Consider the following 23,929-nt stretch of genomic DNA (forward strand, 5'->3'; position numbering starts at 1 on the left):
GCCCGGAGCACTGCCGTGGATCAAAAACTGCGGCTGATGAATGGGTTTTTTGGAGCGGGCGATGGGATTTGAACCCACGACAACTTGCTTGGGAAGCAAGGACTCTACCACTGAGCTACGCCCGCCCCGAGAAAGAGAACACGAATCCTACGCCGTAGCCCACGCTAAGTCAAGGCAGCTGGACGGGTCCGGGTCAGCTTTTATATTCTGCCACAGCAAACTTCCGTCGCCCCACACGCAGATGGAGCGTCGTGCCAACCGATAACGGGACAGCAGCGTTCGCATCCGTCATCTTCTGCTCTTCAATCTCTACCCCGCCTTGAACGATCAGCCGGCGGGCTTCGCTCTTGCTCGGGACCAGCCCGGTTTTCGCGATCAAGTCGACGAGGCCGATCGACGGCGCGCTCGCATCTTTCACATCGGCAGGCGTCAACACAACATGTGCATCAGGCTGCTCCGGAAACTCCCGGGCCTGGAATTTTTGCTGAAATGCGGCTCGGGCATCCCGCCCGGCTTCAGCCCCGTGATACCGGGCGACGATCCGCTCCGCCAACCCCTGCTTCGCCTCCATCGGGTGAGCTGATTTCACCTGCGCCAAGTCTTCAGTGGTCAGCAGCTCATAATACCGATGCATCAACGCATCGCTGATCGACATCAGCTTGCCGAACATGTCAGCGGGCTTGTCTTCCAAGGCAATGTAATTGCCGAAGCTCTTACTCATCTTGCGGACGCCGTCGGTTCCCTCCAGCAGCGGCATAGTGATCACCACCTGCGCCTCCTGCCCGTAATCTCGTTGCAGATCCCGCCCCATCAGGAGATTGAACTTTTGATCGGTCCCGCCCAACTCAATATCGGCTTTCAGCGCAACGGAATCGTATCCTTGGATCAAGGGATACATGAATTCGTGGATGCTGATCGGCGTGCCCTCCGTATACCGCTTGTGAAAATCCTCACGCTCCAGCATACGGGCGACCGTGTACCGGGCACTCAACTCAATCAATCCGTCGGCCGTCATGGTACTCATCCACCGGCTGTTAAATTCGACTTGCGTTTTCTGAGGGTCCAGAATCTTGAAGATCTGGCGCTCGTAGGTCTTGGCATTCTCGAGCACCTTTTCCTTCGACAGGGCGACGCGGGTCTCGGACCGTCCCGTCGGATCACCAATCATGCCGGTGAAATCGCCGATCAGAAAGATCACCTGATGCCCGAGATCTTGGAAATGCTTGAGCTTGTGAATCAAGACGGTATGGCCCAGATGAAGATCCGGCGCTGTGGGGTCAAACCCCGCCTTGACCCGGAGTGGCCGGTTGTCCTTAAGCGATCGAGCCAACTTTGTTTCCAACTCGTTCGACGGAACAACCTCAACAATACCTCGAAGAATAAGATCCAGCTGTTGCGCGATGGGAGTCACAGGGTTCCTTTATGTCTGGCCAACGATCGAGTGTTAGTCACAAGCACATGGGGGCGGAGACGGTCGAACTTCTTTCGGCCGATGCCCTTCACCTGCCGAAGCTCCTCCACGCTGTGGAACGGGCCACGTTCATCACGATGCTCAATCACCCGCTGGGCCAACTTCGGACCGATTCCCGGGAGGGCCTCTAAATCGGCGACCGTGGCCTGATTGAGATCGACGGGCCGGAGCGTCGCCTGAGAGGTCGGGCGGGAATCGGCAGGAGGCGTTGCCTGCTGAAACGAACGCTCAATTTCCCCCACCGGCCTGACCGTAGGCCTGACCGGCCAGACGGCCGGTTGGTTGGCACTGGGGTCCTTGGGCGTTGATACAACGGACGGAGTGGGCACTTGTGCCGACGAGGCTGTGGTGATGGGCGCCAGTGCGGGCAAATGCGCCTGAGGCGGCATGACCTTCGTCACGGGTGTCACCGAGGCGATCCACAGCAAAGCACCAAGCGTGACAGCCAGCATGGCAACCTTGATGAGGAGCGAGTGCATCATGACGTGGATGGCTTTCGCGCAAGATGGATGGCATGCCCATGCACGTCTTCCATCGCCTCCATCAATCCTTCGGCCAGCGTGGGGTGCGCATGAATCATCTCCGCCACGCGTGAAACCGTCGTACCAGCCTGCATCGCTAGGGCGGCCTCGTGGATGAGGTCCGTGGCATGAGCGCCGAGAATGTGGACGCCGAGAATTCGGTCACTCGCTCCATCCGCCACGACCTTGATCAATCCTTGAATATCCCCCGTCGCCTGAGCCTTCCCCAATCCCCCATAGCGAAAACGCCCAACTTTTACAGCCTGTTGCGGATCCTGGCCATTGGCCATGGATCGTTCCCGAGCCTGCTGTTCCGTCAACCCCACACGGCCAATTTCAGGTAACGTGAAAATGCCGGTTGGGATGACATCATAATCAATGCTGCGGCTGTGCCCCATGAAGTTTTCGACCGCCACCTTGCCCTGTTGGGAGGCCACATGCGCGAGCATGGCTTTCCCGACGACATCACCAATGGCATAGACGCCGGAAACATTCGTCTCCATCCGTTCATTCACGAGAATTTCACCGCGTGCGCCGACTTGCACCCCGGCCTGCTCCAAGCCAATCCCACGCGAATTGAACCCTCGTCCAACCGAGACCAGCACCTGCTCCACGTTCAGGGAGAGTCCGTCGCGAAAATGTGCCGTCACCACGTCGGGTTGCCGAACGATCTGGTCGACCGTGACGCCGGTGCGAATGTCCACTCCCCGCTTCTTTAATTCCCGCTCCATCATTTGGCTGATCTCTTCATCCTCCAGCGGCAGGAGTCGTGGCACTAGTTCGACCAGCGTCACCTCAGTTCCCAGCCCGCTATAGAGCGAGGCAAACTCACAGCCCTCCACGCCACCACCTACGATCAGAAGGCTGGCCGGGATTCGCGCGAGATCCAGCGCCTGCTTGCTGGTCATGATCTGCGTCCCGTCGATAGGGAAGAGCGGCAAGTTCGGCCAGGATGAGCCGGTTGCGATGATGATTCCGTCGGCCGCCGCCTGCGTAACGGTCCCATCAGGCGTGGTCACCCGAATGGTCCGGGCATCGACCAACTCACCCGTACCCTCGACATGCTCGATGTTCCAGGTCTTAAACAGTGTGGCAATGCCCTTGACCAGCGTGGAAACGACCTTATTTTTTCTCGCCACCATGACAGCCGGGTCATAGGCGACCGGACCGTTCAGCAGAATCCCGAAGTCCTTCGCCTTCTTGGCCTTATCGCCCAATTCAACGACCGACAACAGCGCCTTGCTCGGAATGCAGCCCCAATTGAGGCACACACCGCCCAGCGCCTGGTTTTCAATGACAGTCACACGCGCGCCCAGCTGAGCGGCGCGAATCGCCGCCACATACCCGCCGGGACCGGCGCCAAGAATTGCGAGATGCTTCGACATAAGAATGACTCAGTACACCAGTGCCGATTGAATCACAGGCGACACACCATCATGCGCCGCCGATTCAATGGTGCAAGGATGTCCTGCCTCAATGTTTCTGCTTGCTCAAAAATTCTTCATACTGTGCAGCGGTCATGAGCTGATCCACTTCAGCCGGCGTCGCGAGATCGATCACAGCCATCCACCCCTTGCCATAGGGATCGGAGTTCACCGCTTCGGGATGATCCTTGAGATCGGCGTTGATCTTCGCGATGGTCCCGCTCACCGGGGTATAGATCGTAGACGTGGTCTTGGTGGACTCCACCTCACCAATCTGTTGGCCGGCAGTCACCTTGGCGCCCACCTTGGGAAGATCGATAAACACGATGTCGCCCAGCGCATCCTGGGCAAAATGGCTGATGCCGACCGTCGCCTGCTGGCCTTCAGCGCGCACCCACTCGTGCTCTTGGTGATAACGAAGATTGGACGGTATCATGGGACTCCTCTTGGCGGCCGCCATCCCGGCGGCCTACGTGAATAAAACGCGCTCCAGACACAGGTGGCGCGATCGTAAAAGCTGAGAAATTCTTTGTCAAGGAATCGCCGGCGGCGCGTCCGGCACAAAGACCAGATGACGAATGTCCGACGTCCGTAATTCGTCCGCTTGCTGTGCGAGCCCCGTAAACATGCCCCCGCCATGCTCGGCCGGCGTCCGTAGGAGAACCCACCCTTGCGGAAGGGTTTGCGGTTCTCCCTTCTCGGATTGAATCACATCGCGACTCCAGCCTTTGAACGAGCCTCCGAAAGCCCGCACATCCGAGGCCTCACGCGACGGCCCTCCCAGCAATAGATCAAACCCGCGGCGGCGTGCCTCGGCGGCATCCTCTCCGTAGTTCACTAAGGCTGACGTCGGATTCGACAAGGCTTCAGGATGAATCTCCAGCACCATGCGCAGGCGCGGAACCGCCTTCTGCAAATATTTCTTGAGCCGGGCCAGCACATCGAGCTCCTGACGAGCCTTCCACCCCACCCACCGCCAGAGCGTCTTGTCGGAAGCCAACGCTCCCGCGTCTTGGCGCACCGTCATCCGTTCGCGCAGCGCCTGCGCAACTTCCGATGACGGTTGACGCACCTGGGTTTCAAACTGCCGCAGCACACCGTCACTCACCTCGTAGGCAAAACTGTTCTCCGCCCGCGCGCGAAACACCATGCCATCAACTCCGCTTCTCAGGAGATCGGCCAGCAACTGCGCCAGTTCCTGTTGAACCGGCGGGGCGAGAAGATCAAATTGCGTCCACGAATGGACCTTGCGCCGGGTCGGATCATACAGCAACACCCGGGATTCCTGGCGGTGATCGGACAGCGGTGCGTGGAACAGATCGAGCACCGCAAAGACGGAAATGCCCAGCTCATGCGCTTGCGGCACCATCACACTGAACCAGTCGGTCATCACGGGACCTTGAGAGGTCGAGAACAGCGCACCCGTCGGCAGAGTCGGCAAGGGGCTGCTGGTCGGTGGCCCAGTCGGGACAGGCGGCCTGGTAAACGACGAGTCCAAACTCGCATCCATGAGAATTGCGCTGACACCCTGGGCGCTCAGTTGCCGAACCCAGGATTCCACTTGCGCCATCGGCGGCAAATTGCTGAACGACACATACAGCGCGGTATGACCGGACTTGACGCCGGCCGGCACAGTGGATTGGTTCCGTAACGCCTCGATACGATGCAGCGCCCGTTCGGCATAGGCGCTTTGCGTCGACACCGGCGCACTCTCGGGTCCGGCCAGGACGCGATACGCTTTCAACGCCGGGGTTACTTCGCCCATCTGTTCATACGATTGCCCCAGTTCCCACTGCGCCTCATTCGCGCGACGTGACTTGGGATAGGTGGCCAGATACCGCTCGTAGAGGTGGATCGCGGCGGAGTAGCGCCCGTCTGAAAATGCCGTGGTGGCCTGATACCAGAGACGTGTCTCCGCTTCGATTGCGGGACTCTCAGTGGATGAAGCGACAGGCACAGTGGGTGAGCCGGTGCATCCGCTTAGAGCAGCCACGAGGAGGGACGCACAGAAACCAGGCAACACGGCTCGACGGCCCGTCATAGGCCGCCGAGCATCGAACAGGTCAAAGAAGTCCGCGCTCAATGTGCGCCTACCCGACCAACTCCATTTCGGGGAAGAAATACCCGATCTCGAACTTGGCCGTCTCCGGCGCATCCGACCCGTGTACTGCATTGAATTCAATGTTTGCTCCATGTGCCGCGCGGATGGTCCCGTTGTCCGCCTTGGCCGGATCCGTGGCGCCCATCAGTTCGCGATTCTTCTTCACCGCGTTATCACCTTGCAGCACCAGCACCACACAGGGTCCTGACGACATGAAGGTACAGAGGCTGTCGAAGAACGGGCGCGCCTTGTGCACCGCGTAGAAACCTTGTGCTGTGGTCTTGGACAGGTGCATGAGACGCATCGCGACCGGCTTCAACCCCGCCTTCTCGTAGCGATTAATAATGTCGCCGATGGCATTTTTCTTCACGGCGTCCGGCTTGATGATGGCAAGGGTTCGTTCACTCATGGATCGACAGGCTCCTTCGCTAAAAAATATCGCAACAATGGGGATTCACGCACTCTCGCGGCATTATAAAGAAGCGGCGGAAGTGCTGGCAAGATAAAGGACTCTGAGATTCCCGGCTAAGAGAGGAGTCTGACGAGTTCTCCCCACCAGAGGACAGATCATCAGGACGCGATGCTGGACTGGCGTACAGCTCGCTCGGTCCCAAACACACCGGCCAGCTCCCCCGGCTTGAAGACACCCCGCTCGGTGATGATGCCGGTAATCAGCTCAGCGGGCGTCACGTCGAACGCCGGATTGTAGACGGCCACACCGGTCGGCGCCACAGGATGGCTGCCGTGGATCGACGTCACTTCGAGCGGGTTCCGCTCTTCGATGGGAATATCGGCGCCGGACTTGGTGGTCAGATCGATCGTGCTGTACGGCGCGGCGACATAGAACGGAATCCCATGCGCCCGCGCCAGGACCGCAACCGAGTAGGTACCGATCTTGTTGGCGACATCGCCGTTCGCCGCAATGCGATCCGCCCCGACCACGCAGAGATGAATCTTCCCCTGTCGCATCAGGCTGCCGGCCATATTGTCTGTGATCAGCGTCACGGGAATCCTGTCCTGCATGAGTTCCCAGGCCGTCAACCGTGCCCCCTGGAGCACCGGCCTGGTTTCGTCGGCGATCACCTGGATCTGTTTCCCCTGTTCCCACGCGGCGCGAATCACGCCGAGCGCCGTCCCATACCCGGCGGTCGCCAACGCCCCGGCATTGCAGTGGGTCAACACCGTCTGGCCGCTTTGAATCACATCGGCACCCTGCTTGCCCATGGCTTTGCACAGCGCAATATCTTCGTCCAGGATCGCCTGTGATTCACGAGTGAGCTCGATTTTGATTTGCGCGATCGGAAGCGTCTTCAGCGCTGCCAGCTTCTGTTTCATCCGTGCAATGGCCCAAAATAAATTGACCGCCGTGGGACGCGAGGCGGCCAAGTGGTCACAGATGTCGTCGACTTGTTTGGCAAAGGTGTCGTAGTCGGACGCCGTCACCATGTGCGCGCCGAGGGCGACGCCCATCGCCGCCGTGACACCGATGGCCGGCGCGCCACGAACTTTCAACTCACGAATCGCGTGGGCAACCGCGCGGTAATCCCGGCAATCGAGAAACTCGACGGCCCCCGGGAGTCGGCTTTGATCCAGGATACGAACTGCGCCGTCTTTCCACTCGACTGTAGGTACCATGAACGTTGTCTCCAGTATCACCAGGGCGACAGCCGACCATATCTTCCTGCGACGTCCCCCAGAATCACGCCACTATGCCGATCACTCCCGCACGGGTCAAGAGCAGGGAGCCCCATACCGGTTCAGCACGAACGTGGCTGTCCGACAGCAGGCAGCTACCTTGGCTTAGCGGAGTTCCTCTTGAAGCATGTGCGCCACTTGTCGCACGGCGTCTTCGTTGAGAGAGGGATGGATGGGCAAGGAGATGGCGGTGGTATCAACCTCGTCGCTCGCGGGAAAATCCGGCAATTCTAAATAGCGATGCAGCGGACGAAATACGGGTTTGCGGCAATGGACTCCACGATGAGCCAAACGCGACAGGTAGTCGGCAAATTCGTCGGACGACTGAAGCCCCTTCTGAAGGCGCACGACGAACCGATAATAGACATGAGTCCGCCCGTCGGGCACCGTCGGAAGCGTGAACAAGTCTTTCGGAAGATGTTCCCGGTACACGGCGGCCAGCGCCGACCGCTTCTCAAGAAACTCTCCCAACTGATTCAGTTGCGCGACGCCGACTGCAGCCTGGAGATCCGTCATCTTGCAGTTGAACGCCGCGGCATTGAGCGAGGGGGCCTGATCGTATTCCCGAAGCTCGCGGACCCGCTCGAGGAGTGCCTCGTCGTTCGAAAGCACCATGCCCCCTTCCCCGGTGCACAGCAATTTAGTGGCGTAAAATGAGCAGACCGTGAGGAGCCCCACGGTGCCCACCGCCCGTCCCTGCTCCATCGCGCCAAGCGTCTGCGCACAGTCTTCGATCAGGGGAATGCCCAGCGATTGCAAAGTGGTCAGGTCCGCCGGCAATCCGAACAAATGAGGGACGATGACAGCGCGGGTCCTGGAGGTGCGGGCTTTACGAACCTTGTGCGGATCGAGATTGTAGGTCGTCGGATTGATGTCGACAATTCGTGCCTGTGCGCCGACACGTTGTACCGCCAACCAGGGAGCCGAGCAGACATAGCTGGGGAGAATCACATTGTCGCCGTGCCCCACACCCAAGGCACGCAAGGCCAGCTCCAACGCCACCGTTCCAGAACTCACCGCCACGCCGCCGTGCACACCGATATAGGCGGCCATACCTCGTTCGAACTGCGCCACCACCGGGCCTTGGGTGACGTGGCCCGATCGCAGCACCTCGGTGACGGCGCGAACCTCCTCCTGGCCCAGGGAAGGTTTGGAGTGCGGAATCATCGTCATGGTATCAGAAGTGAACTCTCACGAACCGTCATCGTGTCGACGACGCGCATTGGCGAGAAATTCTACGTGGAAGGCCTCTCATAAGACAACACCCTGTCTCCGCCACAACGCGACGCTACGGCTGCTCGCCGCTCTCTCCACCTGTACCAGAACGATGGTGATCGTCAACACGCGACCGCCGTCGCCTCCGACACAGTGCGTGTCGGCCCGAGCAGCGGATGATACAGCGACTCCAACGGCCAGAGACAGCGATTCCAGTCGTACCAGATTTCCGCCATGTGGCGGGCCGCCTGCGCAAACCGTTCGCGATCCGACTGACTCGCAAGCAGGGTCTGAATCGAGTCGATGATATCGGCCGGTTGATCGGCCACCAAGACATCGCGGCCCGCCTGCACCTTCATCCCCTCGATGCCCTGCGACGTGGTGATGATGGGCAACCCCGCGGCCATCGCTTCGAGAAGATGCCCGTGCGAACCCGAACCACTGAGATACGGTGCAACATAGATGGTCGCCTCGCGCAGATGCACACGTCGATCTGGCACAGCTCCGGTGACCACAATGCCCTGACCGGCCAGACGAGACACACGCGCGTCCGCATTGCGACCCACCACTCGCAACTCCGCTTTGGGAAAGTCCCGACGAATCGCCGGAAACACCTCCGTCGCCAGACATACCGCAGCATCAATGTTGTGCTCGACACCCATATGCCCCATAAAGAGCAGGATCGGCGTCGACATGGTCTGATCCGGCTTGGGACGGATCCTCTGACAATCCACGCCGTTGGGAACCACCAACACACGCTGCCCCGGGTGGGCTCGCTCACACCGAACGCGCTCTTCCTCCGAGGCCACAGCCACGCAGTGGGTCATCGGCCAACACCAGCGGTCGAACAAGCTGCGCTTGAGTCGACGGATCAGGTGCGTCGATCGTCCTTTGGCCTCCTGCCCGTCTCGCAGCCTGCGGACCTCACTCGTCGAGTCGTGGGCTCGAAGGTCGAGCACGACCGGAAGCGCCGTGTCCGGTGGAACATACGGCATCATGGCTAACGTGTCGACATGGATCGCCGCATAGGCGCCAGTGGCCACTCGATCCCGCACTACCGCAGCAACCGCTCGATCCTTCGGATAGGGATCGAATCGACAGAACCGATCGAACACACTGGACCCTTGGAGCGGGACGGGTATGACGTCGACGGACACATCTTTGAACAGCGCAGAGACATCTTCTGCACCATCCTGTGCGGGAAACAACAGATCCACAGGAAAGCGGCTTCCCAGAAACCGAAGCAGATGGAACATCCGCAGGGCTCCTCCTCCGTGACGGTCGGAAGGCGGTCCAGAGGCCAGGAATAACAATCGCTTGCTCATGGATGTGCGCCCCTTACCGCCCACACTCACTCTGCGAACCGGTTTCGGCGCTCATGCCTTGTCCGACCGACCAGTCTCGCCCAAAGACCATAGCGACTCTGAATGCTTCAATTCCCCGCAAATGTGCTGGAATGCCTGCATGCCCCATGCCTTAACAACGGGACAACTCACTCATGAGAAATTGGTGACTTACAGCGATGCCCGACAGATCATGTCGCCAAAATTGACAGGGGCGATGACGAAAGCTGCCCACAACGCGGCCGATACCTTCGTGCCAGGGAGAGAGTCTCCGGCTAGAGCCAATTCCACCGCCGCCAGAGTCGATGCCAGTTCTCCCGCTCCAACGCCCACATGGGAACGGAGAAGGGCACTGGCTGAAGCGTCCATTCCCTGGCACTGTGCACCACCAGGTGTCGCTGCGTCGGATCCACATCAACCCAGACCGCCCCATCCCGATCCGTTCGCCATACCTGAGCCTGCACCGCCTCGTATGCCGCCAAGACCTCTCCGGCGGGATGACCGTAGGGATTGTGCCGGGCGACAGACATCACCGCCACGTCCGGCCGAGTCGTCTCAAGCCAACCACGCTCCAGCGAACTCTTGGCCCCATGGTGCGGTACCTTTAACAAGGTGATGTGCCCGAACGAACCAACCTGAGTCAGGCGGGCCAACGCGTCACGCTCGGCGTCTCCGGTGAACAGCATCTGCTGCTCTCCGCAGGTCAGTTGAGTGACCACCGACAAATTGTTCAGTGACTCGCGTTTTCCACCGGCACTCTCCGTCTGTACGGGCGCAGGGTTCAGCGCCACCAGGCGACAACTGCTCTCCTCCGCCATGAGTCGCCCCTCCTGTGCCACCGTGGCCGATACATGCCGCTGCAAGAGCGCTCGCTCAATCTTTTGCCAGAACTCCTCGGGTCGTGTGACTCCGTTGGTCCAAAAGTGCTCGACCTGGAAATGGCCCAAAATCCAGGCCAACCCGCCGACATGATCCAACTGCGGGTGCGTCCCGACGATGTGATCGATGTGTCGGATTCCCCGATTCCAGAGAAACGGCGCCACGACACTTCTGCCCATATCAACCCGCTCATAGGTCGCCCCGCCGTCGATCAACACCACCGCGCCTTGCGGCAATTCAATGACCGCACTGTCCCCTTGCCCCACATCGAGAAACGTCACGCGAATGTGCCCGTCTCGAGTGAACGGGCGCGGAGACCACAGCCACCACATCACGATACCGGCGAGACACCCCACCAACGCCCCCCTCACCAGCGGAGTGGCAGACACCAATCGACCTGACAGCCAGACCCAGCCCAGCAGATAAAACAGCACCATCATGGGAACGGTCGGCGCAGCCACAAACCATTCCGCCCCCGGGAGATCAGCCAACCAATGTGTCCCGTCGATCAGTCCGCGTCCAAGCCACTCGATGAATGCAGCGCCAGGAATCGCATCGGCATGCGTCACAATCACCCACAACGCCGCCAGGAGACTGATCGGGAGAAACACCAGCCCGATAAACGGCACCATGGCGACGTTGACGAAAAGCCCCATCCAGGACACCTGATTGAAATAGCAGGCCACCAACGGCAAGGTTGCCAGGGTCACCCACGCGGTCAGTCGAACGGACTCACGCAGCCAATGGAGCATCCAACCGGCTTTTGACGGTTGAAGCCGGGGCAGTTCGGCCGTCTCCGCCCCCCGCCGCAACGCCAGTGCCAAGACCCACACCGACACATACGAGAGCTGAAAGGAGATGTCATAGAGGGCTGCGGGATGCACCAACAATGTGAGACCGGCTGCTGCCGCCAGCGCGTGGAGCAGGAAGTGCGGCGCCCCGAGCCAGACCGTCCACAAGCCGATCATGATCATGAGCGACGAACGAATGGTCGCCGTTTCTGCCCCTGCCAGGAGCGTGTACGCTCCCACCGGGAGGAGGGTCAGCAACGCGGCCGCTCTGGTTGGTGTGAGCCATCGCGAGAGGCTCAGCAGGATGTGTGGCGGGAGCAGTAGACACAGCTTTCGAATCAACGCGAAGGAGATCAACGCAATGAGACCGAGATGCGAACCGGATATCGACAGGATATGCACGGTGCCGGTCGTCATGAACCACTCCCGAGCGTCCGGCGCCAGAAACCCCTGCTCCCCAATGGTCAAACTCAGGAACAGCCCACGAGTCGGTTGGGAGAGCGAGTCGGCAGCGCTCCTCACCAGCGCGCGCCAGTGTTCGATCAGGCGCGAGACTGGCGGTATCAGTGGAGGGGCCCCGGCATCCAGCACCTCCACCGCACCGGCCCCCGAAATCGACCCGACCGCGTCGACTCCCTGCTGGTCCAGATAGGCCGCATAGTCAAACCCTCTCGGATTAATCGTCCCCGTGGGCGCATGCAGGCGGGTGCGTACGCGAATCTGAACACCTCGATGGAGATCGCGGTCTGGGTCGCGCCAGGTCAGACGAAGATGAAACGGTGTGACGAGATCTGGATCGTCGCTGGATGTCACGCGCACCAGCGCGGTCTGCCGCCCCGGTGCATGACGAACGGAGTCCACGATTGTTCCAATGACGCGGGTCGGCAAGCCGCCAGGCCTCTCCGGTACCGGGCTGTGCGGTGCGAGCCAGGCGTACAGAATCCAGTACACGCAGCCGCCACACAAACACGCGAGCCAGAGGCTGGTCTGTCGCGGAGAGAAGCGCTTCTGCCGCTCCACGAGCAGCGCGCCGACCGTGCAGATCGTCAGGAGGATGGCACTGCTGATGGGAAAGGAACTGACATAGGAACCGAGCGCCAACCCAAGGATGAAGGTAATCGTCAGGGTAGGCAGCATCCGGCACCTGCGGCATGAAGCCGTTGCTAGCCGATGCGGGCACGCACAATATTCGCGAGATGATCGGCGACCTCGCGAATCGTGGAATCCCGTTCGCCCTCGACCATGATCCGCAAGAGGGCTTCGGTCCCGGAGTACCGCACCAGCACTCGGCCGCTCCCATTCAGGGTGGCTTCAGCCGTCTTGATGGCCTGCTGGATGTCCGGGATCTGATTCAAGTCGGGCTTATGCTTCACTTTCACGTTGAGCAAAATCTGCGGCACCGCCGTCATGGCCTTCGCCAACTCCGAAAGCGGCTTGCCGGTTCGCTTCATCAGGGACAGGATCTGGAGCGCCGAGATCAACCCGTCACCGGTCGTGTTATGGTCGAGGAAAATGAAATGCCCCGATTGCTCTCCGCCGAAGTTATAGCCGTCGGCCAACATGCGCTCCATCAGATAGCGATCCCCCACCGGAGTTCGCATCAGTTGAATCCCGGCTTTCTTCATGGCGAGTTCCAGCCCGAAGTTGCTCATGACAGTGCCCACGACGGTTTGGGACGCCAGACGCCCCTGGGCATGCAGATCCAACCCCAGCGCCGCCATGACATGGTCCCCATCCACGATCTCGCCCTGCTCGCAGACAAAGATCGCCCGATCCGCGTCACCATCCAAGGCAATACCGAGATGCGCGCCATGGCGCCGCACCGCGTCCTGCAGTCGTTCCGGATGCACGGCGCCGCACGTGTCATTGATGTTCATGCCGTCGGGGGTGTTGGCAATGACCTCGATCTCTGCCCCGAGTTCCCGCAGCACCGTCGGGGCAACTTTGTACGCCGCACCGTTGGCGCAATCCACCACCAGCTTGATCCCTTGAAAATCGAGATCCCGTGGAACAGAACGTTTGACGAATTCGATATACCGCCCCTCGGCATCCCCGATGCGATAGGCTTTTCCAATCGCGTCCGCCGTCGGCCGTAGATGCTTGATCTCGTCGGAGACGATCAGTTGTTCGATGCGCGCCTCAACCTCATCAGGCAGTTTGAAGCCTTCATTGGAAAAGAATTTGATCCCGTTGTCCTGATAGGGATTGTGCGAGGCCGAAATGACCACACCCGCGTCCGCCCGTAGACTCCTCGTGAGAAACGCGATCGCCGGCGTCGGCATAGGACCGACGAGCAGCACGTCGACGCCCATCGAACAAATGCCCGAGGTCAACGCCGATTCCAACATATAGCCGGAGAGACGCGTGTCTTTGCCGATGACAACCTGGTGTCGGCCCGCCCGCCGCATGAAAAGATGGGCAGCCGCGCGTCCCAGTTGCATCGCAATTTCGCTGGTCATCGGTTCGAGATTCGCAACTCCACGAACACCATCTGTACCGAACAATTTACGCATGAGGTACCTCTACAGAAGAACGCACGTAACGGGAAATGGCTGACACGACTGCAGCCGTCTCTTTCATGGCTCGAACGTCATGAACACGCAGGATGTGGGCGCCTTTCAAAACCGCCACGGCAATGGCGCCGGCGGTTCCATACCCCCGCTCGTGCACCGGTCGATCCACCAGGTTGCCGATAAACTGCTTCCGGGAGACGCCGACCAACACCGGATGCCCGAGTTTCGTCAACGCGTCGAACCCCGCGAGCAATTGGAGGTTATGCTCTTGGAGCTTACCAAAACCGAAGCCGGGGTCAAGAATGATCTGACTTGCCTGGATACCGGCATCCAATGCCGCCCGGATCCGTTCACGCAGAAAGGTGGAGACCTCCTGTACCGCGTTCCCATAGTGTGGCGCTCGCTGCATGGTGCGCGGAGTGCCCTGCATGTGCATCAGGACGACTGCGGCCCCTGTTTCAGCCACCAGGCCGGCCATGACGGGATCGCCGCGCAGGGCGGTGATGTCGTTGACGATCGACGCTCCGGCCTCAATAGCCCGACGGGCCACGGCGGCCTTGGTAGTATCGACAGAGATGGGAAGCGACACGGCCTGACGCACCGCTTCGAGCACGGGCATCAGTCGACTCAGTTCCTCACGCTCGTCGATGGCCTCTGCGCCGGGCCGCGAAGACTCCGCACCGATATCGATCAGATCGGCGCCCTCATCTTGCATCTGCTTCGCATGGGTGACAGCCTTGTCGATCGTGAGGTAGGCGCCCCCATCAGAGAAAGAGTCAGGGGTCACATTGAGCACCCCCATGATGAGCGGCCCGGACTCGAAGGTGAGGGTTCGGGAAGCGGCCGTGAGCACAAGCGGTATACGTGAGGTCGTGTTCGTCGAGGTCACCAGAAGTCCCTCGGGTAATAGCGCGCAACCGGAGGTCTTGGAACCATGTGAGCCGGCTACGGAAGGAACACGGAGGCAACTGGCGACAAGAACAGCCGCGCGATCCCAACCTTTGGCGTGGTGCTCACAGAAGAGAAATGCGTTGCCGGAACTCCCGGTCAGGAGTTCCGGCAACGCCGGTAGTCTACAGATTTAGGCAGGAACCGTCTGCGATGAAGACCCTTGGATCAGGATTTGATCAATCTCCAACGCGTCCAACACTTCCTTTTCCAGCAAGGCCTCTGCGAGGGCCTTCAGGCTGGTCATGTTATCCGTCAAGATCCGTTTCGCACGCTCGTAGTTCTCTGTGACCAAACGCTTCACTTCATGGTCGATTTCGATTGCCACCTGCTCGCTGAAGTCACGCTTCGAGCCGATCTCCCGGCCCAGGAAAATTTCCTCTTCCTTACGCCCGAAGGTCAGGGGCCCCAGCTTCTCACTCATACCCCACTCGCACACCATCTTGCGAGCAAGATCTGTGGCTCGTTCCAGGTCATTCCCCGCTCCGGTCGTCACGTCATGCAAGACCAACTCTTCAGCTACTCGCCCGCCCATGAGGATGGCGAGATTGTTGTAAAGAAAGTCTTTCGAATAGTTGTGACGATCGTCCGTCGGCAACTGCATAGTCACGCCGAGCGCTCGCCCCCGCGGGATAATGGTGACCTTGTGAACGGGATCCGTCCCAGGCAAGAGCTTGGCCATGAGTGCATGACCCGCCTCGTGATAGGCCGTGGTGCGCTTTTCGTCATCGGTGAGCACCATGCTCTTCCGTTCTGCACCCATCAGGACTTTGTCTTTCGCCATCTCGAAGTCAATGAATTCGACTTCTTTCTTATTCAGACGCGCTGCCCACAACGCCGCTTCGTTTACCAGGTTCTCAAGGTCAGCACCCGAAAAACCTGGCGTGCCACGCGCAATCTTCTCAAGTTCCACGTCAGAGGCGAGCGGAACCTTCTTGGTATGGACTTTCAGAATTTCTGAGCGACCACGCAAATCTGGCCGATTGACGACCACTTGGCGGTCAAAACGGCCCGGGCGTAGCAACGCCGGGTCGAGCACATCAGGACGGTTGGTCGCCGCGATCAGAATGACCCCTTCGGTCGTATCAAACCCATCCATTTCCACAAGCAACTGATTGAGGGTCTGCTCCCGCTCATCGTGACCACCGCCGAGCCCCGCCCCGCGCAAACGGCCAACTGCATCGATTTCGTCGATGAAAATGATACAGGGCGCATGCTTCTTACCCTGCTCGAACAGGTCTCGCACGCGCGAGGCGCCGACCCCGACGAACATTTCCACGAAGTCTGAACCGCTGATGCTGAAGAACGGGACACCTGCTTCACCGGCAATTGCCTTCGCCAGAAGGGTTTTGCCCGTGCCCGGAGGGCCAACGATCAGAACGCCTTTGGGAATGCGCCCGCCCAGCTTCTGGAACTTTCTCGGATCTTTCAAAAACTCAATGATCTCAAGGACTTCCTCCTTGGCTTCTTCAATCCCGGCCACGTCAGAGAACGTCACCTTCTTGCGTTCCTCTGTCAGCATGCGAGCGCGGCTCTTGCCGAACGACAGGGCCTTGTTACCGCCAATCTGCATCTGACGCATGAGGAAAAACCACAATCCAAGGAACAGAATGAACGGTCCCCAGGTGACCAGGAACGTGATGTACCACGGACTTTCGTCAGGTGGGCGTGCTTCGATCTGGACATCCTTCTCGCGCAAATGTTTCACCAACTCCGGATACTCGGCCGTATAGGTCCGAATCCGGCTTTGGTCCTTTAAAATCGCGCTGATATGGTTGGCCTTGATCGTCACCTTCATGACCTCGCCCTTATCCAGCTTGGCCATAAAGTCGCTAAATATGACTTCGTCTTCCGGCGCATGGGTCGGCACACTGAACAAGTTGAACAACAGAATCATGAACAGGCCGACCACGACCCAGAACAATAAATTCTTTACCCGTGAATTCATCCACCTCTCCTTTGAGGATTTTAGGCAGACCAAAAAATCAGCTAACCGTGCAGAATGTTACCATAGGTTCCGCGAGGGGAACAACCTTTCATGCAGACTCCTGCTCCCCTTCCTCGCCTTGATCGAGTGCGGCAAGGTACGGAAGGTTTCGATACTCCTGGCGGTAATCCAGCCCGTATCCGACTACGAACTTATTGGGTATTTTGAACCCCACATACTCCAGATCTACGTCGACCAATCGCCGCTCCGGCTTGCTGAGCAGGGTGCACACCTTCAAGGAGCGGGGCTTGCGTCGAGACAATGTCTTCATCAGATACTGCACGGTCAGGCCGGAGTCTACGATATCCTCCACCAGCAAGACGTCTTTCCCGACGATCGGTTCGGTCAGATCCGATACCAGTTTGACCTTGCCCGAGGTCTTCTTCCCTGCCCCGTAACTCGTGACGACGATGAACTCCACGCGCATCGGTATCCGGATGGCTCGTGCCAGGTCGGCATAAAACGCATAGGCGCCTTTGAGAACCCCGACGAGGACCAACTCCTTTCCCGCATAGTCGGACGCAATTTGCCGACCCAGTTCCCGAATTCGGGTCCGCATCTGCTCCTGCGTCACAATGGGGCGACCAAAAATGCGTTCCATTTCTAACAAACTCCTTTCCGACGCACAGGATGTGTCACACTAGCTACAATGAATCGGTTCGTCGAAGCGGTGGCGGCAAATCGAGCATCGATACGTCTCCCGACAATCCAGGCGATTTTCTCGTCCGATAGCAACAACGGGATGTGTTCTCGCATAGACCGACCCAGTTTTGCATCTGTGAAGTAATCTTGCAATTTCTTTCGTCGACCGGCCATGCCGGTGGGCATAAACCAATCCCCTGGCCGCCACGACCGGATTGTCAGGGGTAACGCGAGTCGGTCCGCATCAAACAGCGCGGCATCGGGAGACGGTTGTGTGAACAACGCCAGACCTCGTGCCTTCGTGACGCGACGCACGTGAATGACCTCCCCTGTCCGTGGCCATGAGGTGGTCGACGGCAGTGTGTAAAGCCTCACCACCTCGGAATCCGACACCGAAGCTACAGCGGGTGAACCATCCCTGGAGCCTGACGGACGCAGCGGCGCCCCCTTACGCGTGAGCGCCACCGCCTCTTGCTCAGAGACCACCACCAGAGGTCCGACGCGCCATGTCTGACCTGCCTGCCTGGTCGTGAGCGACGCGAGCATCGAGAGAAGCAGATCGCTGCGCGGCCCGGAAAACGCCGGCGCGAGGGCGTGAATTGCCAACCTGAGCATTCGACGTTGCAAGGCTGTCGGGTGCTGAAGAAACGCGGCCCGATCGAGGATAACCATAGTCGCATCGCGTCGCTGCGTGACACGGCGCAGCGCACGTGCGGCCAACACCTCCAGGAATCGATCATCGGCTCGCAACACATCGGCCTGACGTGCGAGCAACCGAGTGGCAGCCGGGGCCAGTGATTCCAGGATGGGTAACACTTCGTGCCGCACACGATTGCGCAAATACCGCGAGGACGCATTGCTGGAATCCGTCCGATAAGACAATCCCACCGCCGCAAGGTAGGCCAGAATCTCCGCCCGCGTCACACCCAGAAGAGGTCGGACAAAGAGCCGTTCACGAATATGCGGCATCCCGGCAAGACCCCGTAAACCGGCCCCGCGCAACATGCGCAACAGAATCGTTTCCGCCTGGTCGTCCGCCGTGTGCCCAAGCGCCACCCGATCGAGCTGTCGCTCTGCCGCCAGGTCGCGAAACAGGCGATAGCGCAGGTCACGGGCACGCGCCTGCAGTGAGCTCGACACTCCAGCCTCGCGCGCACCAATGTGGAGCGATCTCACACAGCAAGGTACATGAAGCCGGTGGCACAGCGCTGCGACAAACGACGCATCCTCGTCCGACTCAACCCCGCGAAGCCCATAGTTGCAGTGCACCACGCTGAGGGACAGCTTCCAGGCCGTGGCCAGACCGTGCAGAATCGAGAGCAACGCCACGGAATCCGGCCCGCCGGAGACGGCCACCAAAACAGACTGCCCTGGGTGGAGTAAGGCACGCGCACGGATGGCGCGGATGACTTGGTTATGAAGCGGGTGATGCGATGCTGAGGAAGAACCTGCCATCGCTCATGACTGGGAATGGAGGGGTGAGACCGGGTCCAATGCCGCCTCGCGCAACTGCGCACGGGCCACATCCACATCCGATTCGATCTGTCTGGTCAACGCGTCTGCGGAAGCAAACACGCGGTCTCCGCGAACAAACCCCAGCAGCTCTACACGAATTGTTTCTCCGTAAAGCTCCAGCCGTTCGTCCAGAATCGACACCTCGAGCAAACGTTCTCCGGCCCCGAACGTCGGCCTGGTTCCGATGTAGACCACCGAATCCAGGCACCGCCCCTTCCAGAGCACCCGAGCGGCATACACACCGTCCGGCGGAATGACACGCCCCTCAGGAAGCCGAAGGTTGGCGGTGGGCCATCCGAGATCCGTCCCGCGCCGGGCCCCGGCAATCACCGTTCCCTCGATTCCATACGGCCTTCCGAGAAACCGAACGGCTTTCTGCAGCTCGCCGGCTTGAATCATCTGGCGGATCCGTGTGGAACTGACGATCGTTTCGTCGATGGTGACCGGCGGCATGGGATGGACGCGGAATCCGAATTGCGCGCCGAACTCAAGCAGATCCGCGATACGTCCGGCTCGGCCTTTTCCAAACGCAAAATGTTCCCCGACGAAGAGCTCCCGCGTCCCAATCCCATCCCGCAACACGTGTGTCGCAAACTGCAGCGGATCCAGCGCAGCAAACGCAGGGGTAAATTCCAGGAAGACGACCTCGTCGATCCCGGCTGCCTCAAAACGGGCCAGCTTTTCTTCCGGCGAGGTCAGGAACATGAGGTTGACGTGCGGGGCGAGGATCTTCACCGGATGGGGATCAAAGGTCAGCACCATCGCCGTGCCGGCCTCCCGGCGCGCCGTTGTCACCACCTGATCCAGAAGCGCGCGGTGACCGCGATGATGACCATCAAAATTGCCGATGGTCACCACCGAATAGGGCCTGGATGTGGATGGGGTGACTCCCCGGGTAACTTTCATGCGTGCCGTGACCGGAGCAGCCCGGCGGCGTCCTTTGCAAAATAGGTCAGAATAATGTCGGCACCGGCCCGTTTGATCGACAGCAACGACTCCATCATCGCACGACGTTCATCCAACCATCCCGCTTGCGCGGCCGCCTTGATCATGCTGTATTCGCCGCTCACTTGATAGGCGGCAATCGGCAACAACGTCCGCTCGCGCGCGGCACTGATGATATCCAGATACGGCATAGCCGGCTTGACCATGATGATGTCGGCACCCTCCTCGACATCCAGATCGATTTCCCGCAATGCCTCGCGCTTGTTGGCCGGATCCATCTGATAAGACTGACGGTCGCCGAACTGCGGGCTGGAATTGGCCGCGTCGCGAAACGGGGCGTAAAAGCAGGACGCGAACTTCGCGGCATAGGCCATAATGGGCACATCCACAAATCCGGCCCGATCCAGTTCGTCACGGATGGCCGCCACCCGCCCATCCATCATGTCCGAGGGAGCGACCATGTCTGCCCCGGCCTGCGCATGGGTTCTCGCCATGGCCCTGAGACAGTCCAGCGTTTCATCATTGAGGATCCGGCCCTGCTTCACGATGCCGCAATGCCCGTGACTGGTATATTCATCGATGCAGACATCCGTAATCACCACGAGATCAGGCACCTGTTCCTTGAGGGCCCGAATCGCACGTTGGACGATGCCATCCGGATCGAAGCCTGAGCTACCCCGCTCATCCTTTTGATCCGGAATACCGAACAGGATCACCGCGGGAATGCCCAGGGCCTTGACCTCGTGCGCTTCCTTGATCAGCAGATCAATGGACAGACGCGATTGTCCCGGCATCGACGCAATCGGTTCGTTGCGCCCCTGCCCCTCGGTGACGAACACGGGGTAGATGAAGTCGTTCGGCGTGAGGGACGTCTCCCGAACCATTCGCCGAAGCGGCTCCGTTTCCCGTGTTCGACGCATGCGCTGCATCGGAAAGGCCATGGTTCGCTCACTTCCTCGGCAAGTTGGTCAGGAACACGACCAGATCCCGCACGGAGATCATGCCGACGAGTTGCCCGTCCTTCGTCACGCCCAGATGGCGGAGATGCGTCTGGGCCATGAGATCATTCGCATCCAGCAGGGTCTTATGTTCCTCAATCGTGACGAGCGGCGCCGACATGATCTGCTCAACCGTCGTCTTGGTCATGTCCGCCCCGGTAGCCACCACCCGCCGGACCATGTCCGTGTCGGTGATGATGCCGATGACCTCCTTCCCGTTGGTCACAAACAGACTACCGATGTTGCGATCGCGCATGACTCGCCCCGCGGTACGCACATCCGTGTCGCGCTCCACGGTGGTGAACTTGTCCTTGGGAACCATGAATGACTTGACTGGAACCATGCCTGTCCTCCCCTCTTACTAGTGAATAGGCTTACCTACTGCCGCTGGGTCCGCTCGGCGCCGACCTCGCACGACGAGCATTCCGACTTTCAACATGCTGGACGATGGCCTCCGCCAGCGCAGGAATCGTGTTCTGCGCGGCCATGATGTGCACCGTCAGGCCGGCTTCCCGCGCCGTCGCCGCAGTGACCGGACCGATACAGGCCACCGTCGTCGATCCGACCAGTCGTAGCAATTCCTCCCTCGTGGCGAACAACTCCACGAAGTTCCGCACCGTCGACGAACTGGTGAAGGAAATCACATTGATCTCACCGGCCCGGAGTTGCGCCACAAGCCGATCCGTCGCGACCGCCGGACGAATGGTCCGGTAGACCGGCACCACATCAACCGTGGCTCCCTGAGCGCGCAACTGCTCCGGCAGGAGTTCCCGGGCGACCAGTGCGCGCGGGATCAAGACGTGAGCTCCGCGAATCGGCCGGCCGGCCAGAGCATCGAGGATCCCCTCCGCTTGGAACTGCTCCGGAATCACATCCGCCCGCAGGCCAAAAGCCGCCAACGCGTCCGCGGTGCGCGGGCCGATACAGCAAATGGTCATACCGGCCAAGGCCCGCACGTCGCGCTTGGTCTCGAATAATCGCGTCATGAAGGGTGCGACGCCGTTCACGCTGGTAAAAATCAACCATTCATAGGTCGACAGGCGCGCAAGCGCGGCATCCAGCGAGGACCAGTCTTCGGGAGGCGTCACCTCGATAGTCGGGCATTCTACGGCTTCCCCACCCTGCGCGTGAATCAAATCGGAAAACTCCGCGGCCTGCGGTTTCGGCCTCGTCACGAGTACGCGTGTACCGAACAACGGGCGCCGCTCGAACCAATTCAACTGCGACCGTAAACGCACTACCTCGCCGATGACGATCACGGTCGGGGGCTCCATCTGAGCCGCCGCGGCTTTCTCCACAATATCGTCCAGCGTTCCCACCACCGTTCGTTGGGACACTCGAGTTCCCCAACGAATGACGGCCACGGGCGTCGCGCCCTCCTTGCCTTCGGCCCGAAGGCACTGCACGATGTTCGGCAAATTGGTCATGCCCATCAGAAAGACCAAGGTGCCATGCACCGTCGCCAATCGCGTCCACTCGATATGACTCCGATCCTTCGTGGGATCTTCGTGACCGGTCACGAAGGTCACGGTCGACGCCATGGTGCGGTGCGTGACAGGAATACCCGCATAAGCCGGCGCAGCGACCGCCGCCGTCACCCCGGGCACCACTTCAAACTCCAGCCCCGCGGCTGCAACCGCCTCCGCTTCTTCTCCCCCACGCCCAAAGACGAATGGATCGCCCCCCTTCAGTCGGACGACGCATTTGCCCAAGCGCGCATGATCGATCAGGAGACGATTGATTTCCAATTGATCGCGATACTGGCCACGGCCGCGACGCCCAACGTAGAGGCGTTCCGCTTGAGGGGCCGTATGCTGCAACAATGCTTCGTTGGCAAGATAGTCGTACAAGACCACATCGGCCTGTTCGAGGCACTCCTTCCCACGCAGCGTGAGCAACTTCGGGTCGCCCGGGCCGGCCCCGACCAGAAAGACTCTTCCTGCACGTGTCGTCGCCGCCATTATGCCCGTCCGTAAATTTCCTTGAGGATGACATCGGCGCCATCCGCTAGTAATCGTTCGGCCAACGTGGTTCCCAAGTGGTGTGCATTGCTTGCCGGGCCTTGGATGCGATGCCGAATAACACGTCGTCCATCGACCGTGGCCACCAGGCCATCCAGCGTCAGGGTCTCGCCCTCGAGCACGGCATGCGCCGCGATAGGAACCTGGCATCCCCCTTCGAGGCGGTGGAGCAATGCTCGTTCGGCTGTCACGGTCGTGCGAGTGGGATGATGCTCGAAACGAGTCAACAACTCGCGCACGACCGTGTCGTTGCTGCGCGCTTCGATGCCCAGCGCTCCTTGAGCAATGGCAGGTAAACTGAGAGCAACCGGAAGATACTCCGTGATCTCCGCATCCCATTCCAGTCGACGCAGGCCTGCCGCAGCCAACACAATAGCGTCAAATTGCCCCTCACGTAATTTCCGCAGGCGCGTATCCAAATTCCCACGCAACATCTCAATGACAAAATCAGGGCGATGGTGGAGCAACTGGGCTTGCCGCCGAAGGCTGCTGGTCCCGATGCGGGCACCAGGCTTCAGCTGGTCCAACCGGATTCCATCTCTGGTGATCAAGGCATCCCGCGGGTCTTCACGGGGAGGCACACAGAGAATTTCGAGACCGTCCGGCAGTGCCGTCGGCACATCCTTCATGCTGTGAACGGCGAGATCGATCTCCCCGCTCAGGAGGGCATCTTCGATTTCTTTGACAAACAACCCCTTGCCGCCGATTTTTGCCAGCGGCACATCGAGGATTTTGTCCCCTGAGGTTTGGATGCGCTTCAGTGTAATGGCAATCCCCGGCGCCAGTTCCTGTAGACGCGCCTGCACCCACTGACTCTGATGCACGGCCAACTTGCTGCCGCGGGTCCCGAGAATAAGCGTTGAACGACTCATCGGCGACCACGTCCGGGCTGGTTCGCCACCGATAACCGATGACCTTCT

At 60.0% G+C, this 23,929-nt stretch carries 20 protein-coding genes and 1 tRNA gene; all 21 read right to left on the reverse strand.

Annotated elements, in window-relative coordinates; translation table 11 throughout:
* Positions 1 to 50: 50 nt before the first annotated feature.
* Positions 51 to 125: transfer RNA gene (locus JNL86_01835), tRNA-Gly, on the reverse strand.
* A 68-nt stretch (positions 126 to 193) separates the two neighbouring features.
* On the reverse strand, positions 194 to 1,411 hold the full coding sequence (locus tag JNL86_01840) for a tyrosine--tRNA ligase (protein ID MBL8041645.1): 1,218 nt from the start codon (positions 1,409 to 1,411) through the stop codon (positions 194 to 196).
* Positions 1,408 to 1,953, reverse strand: a complete 546-nt coding sequence (locus tag JNL86_01845) for a helix-hairpin-helix domain-containing protein (GenBank protein MBL8041646.1) — start codon at positions 1,951 to 1,953, stop codon at positions 1,408 to 1,410. Before JNL86_01845 ends, JNL86_01840 begins: the two co-directional genes overlap by 4 nt.
* A complete protein-coding gene (gene lpdA / locus JNL86_01850) occupies positions 1,950 to 3,377 on the reverse strand; it encodes a dihydrolipoyl dehydrogenase (GenBank protein MBL8041647.1) in 1,428 nt (475 codons plus the stop codon). Before lpdA ends, JNL86_01845 begins: the two co-directional genes overlap by 4 nt.
* Positions 3,378 to 3,465: 88 nt before the next feature.
* Positions 3,466 to 3,852 carry a glycine cleavage system protein GcvH gene (gcvH, locus tag JNL86_01855; protein ID MBL8041648.1) on the reverse strand — a complete coding sequence of 129 codons (387 nt, stop codon included), beginning with the start codon at positions 3,850 to 3,852 and terminating at the stop codon, positions 3,466 to 3,468.
* A gap of 96 nt (positions 3,853 to 3,948) precedes the next feature.
* The gene (locus JNL86_01860; GenBank protein MBL8041649.1) at positions 3,949 to 5,457 is read right to left on the reverse strand and encodes a tetratricopeptide repeat protein; all 1,509 of its coding nucleotides are present in this window, start codon (positions 5,455 to 5,457) and stop codon (positions 3,949 to 3,951) included.
* Between the two features lie 49 nt (positions 5,458 to 5,506).
* Positions 5,507 to 5,926 (reverse strand): nucleoside-diphosphate kinase, encoded by a 420-nt coding sequence (ndk, locus tag JNL86_01865; GenBank protein MBL8041650.1) that lies wholly within the window; start codon positions 5,924 to 5,926, stop codon positions 5,507 to 5,509.
* A gap of 161 nt (positions 5,927 to 6,087) precedes the next feature.
* Positions 6,088 to 7,152, reverse strand: a complete 1,065-nt coding sequence (mtnA, locus tag JNL86_01870; GenBank protein MBL8041651.1) for an S-methyl-5-thioribose-1-phosphate isomerase — start codon at positions 7,150 to 7,152, stop codon at positions 6,088 to 6,090.
* Positions 7,153 to 7,317: 165 nt separating this feature from the next.
* Positions 7,318 to 8,385, reverse strand: a complete 1,068-nt coding sequence (locus tag JNL86_01875; GenBank protein ID MBL8041652.1) for a DegT/DnrJ/EryC1/StrS family aminotransferase — start codon at positions 8,383 to 8,385, stop codon at positions 7,318 to 7,320.
* Positions 8,386 to 8,549: 164 nt separating this feature from the next.
* Positions 8,550 to 9,752 carry a glycosyltransferase gene (locus JNL86_01880; GenBank protein ID MBL8041653.1) on the reverse strand — a complete coding sequence of 401 codons (1,203 nt, stop codon included), beginning with the start codon at positions 9,750 to 9,752 and terminating at the stop codon, positions 8,550 to 8,552.
* A gap of 293 nt (positions 9,753 to 10,045) precedes the next feature.
* On the reverse strand, positions 10,046 to 12,577 hold the full coding sequence (locus JNL86_01885) for a DNA internalization-related competence protein ComEC/Rec2 (GenBank protein ID MBL8041654.1): 2,532 nt from the start codon (positions 12,575 to 12,577) through the stop codon (positions 10,046 to 10,048).
* A 26-nt stretch (positions 12,578 to 12,603) separates the two neighbouring features.
* Positions 12,604 to 13,953: a phosphoglucosamine mutase gene (locus tag JNL86_01890; protein MBL8041655.1), complete on the reverse strand. Its 1,350-nt coding sequence runs from the start codon at positions 13,951 to 13,953 to the stop codon at positions 12,604 to 12,606.
* A complete protein-coding gene (folP, locus tag JNL86_01895; protein MBL8041656.1) occupies positions 13,946 to 14,755 on the reverse strand; it encodes a dihydropteroate synthase in 810 nt (269 codons plus the stop codon). The genes JNL86_01890 and folP overlap by 8 nt, the downstream gene beginning before the upstream one ends.
* A 279-nt stretch (positions 14,756 to 15,034) precedes the next feature.
* Complete coding sequence (ftsH, locus tag JNL86_01900; protein MBL8041657.1) at positions 15,035 to 16,849, reverse strand: ATP-dependent zinc metalloprotease FtsH; 1,815 nt, start codon at positions 16,847 to 16,849, stop codon at positions 15,035 to 15,037.
* Positions 16,850 to 16,937: 88 nt separating this feature from the next.
* Positions 16,938 to 17,489 carry a hypoxanthine phosphoribosyltransferase gene (gene hpt, locus JNL86_01905; protein ID MBL8041658.1) on the reverse strand — a complete coding sequence of 184 codons (552 nt, stop codon included), beginning with the start codon at positions 17,487 to 17,489 and terminating at the stop codon, positions 16,938 to 16,940.
* 2 nt (positions 17,490 to 17,491) lie between these two features.
* A complete protein-coding gene (tilS, locus tag JNL86_01910) occupies positions 17,492 to 18,985 on the reverse strand; it encodes a tRNA lysidine(34) synthetase TilS (protein ID MBL8041659.1) in 1,494 nt (497 codons plus the stop codon).
* 3 nt (positions 18,986 to 18,988) lie between these two features.
* On the reverse strand, positions 18,989 to 19,951 hold the full coding sequence (locus tag JNL86_01915) for a bifunctional riboflavin kinase/FAD synthetase (protein MBL8041660.1): 963 nt from the start codon (positions 19,949 to 19,951) through the stop codon (positions 18,989 to 18,991).
* Entirely contained in the window at positions 19,948 to 20,931 is a 984-nt protein-coding gene (hemB, locus tag JNL86_01920) for a porphobilinogen synthase (GenBank protein ID MBL8041661.1), read from the reverse strand. The genes JNL86_01915 and hemB overlap by 4 nt, the downstream gene beginning before the upstream one ends.
* A 7-nt stretch (positions 20,932 to 20,938) precedes the next feature.
* Positions 20,939 to 21,331 (reverse strand): CBS domain-containing protein, encoded by a 393-nt coding sequence (locus JNL86_01925; GenBank protein ID MBL8041662.1) that lies wholly within the window; start codon positions 21,329 to 21,331, stop codon positions 20,939 to 20,941.
* Between the two features lie 31 nt (positions 21,332 to 21,362).
* Positions 21,363 to 22,949: a uroporphyrinogen-III C-methyltransferase gene (gene cobA / locus JNL86_01930; protein MBL8041663.1), complete on the reverse strand. Its 1,587-nt coding sequence runs from the start codon at positions 22,947 to 22,949 to the stop codon at positions 21,363 to 21,365.
* Positions 22,949 to 23,881 carry a hydroxymethylbilane synthase gene (hemC, locus tag JNL86_01935; protein ID MBL8041664.1) on the reverse strand — a complete coding sequence of 311 codons (933 nt, stop codon included), beginning with the start codon at positions 23,879 to 23,881 and terminating at the stop codon, positions 22,949 to 22,951. The genes cobA and hemC overlap by 1 nt, the downstream gene beginning before the upstream one ends.
* Positions 23,882 to 23,929 lie beyond the last annotated feature (48 nt).

Source organism: Nitrospira sp. (assembly GCA_016788885.1).
In the GTDB taxonomy this organism is placed as follows: domain Bacteria; phylum Nitrospirota; class Nitrospiria; order Nitrospirales; family Nitrospiraceae; genus Nitrospira_A.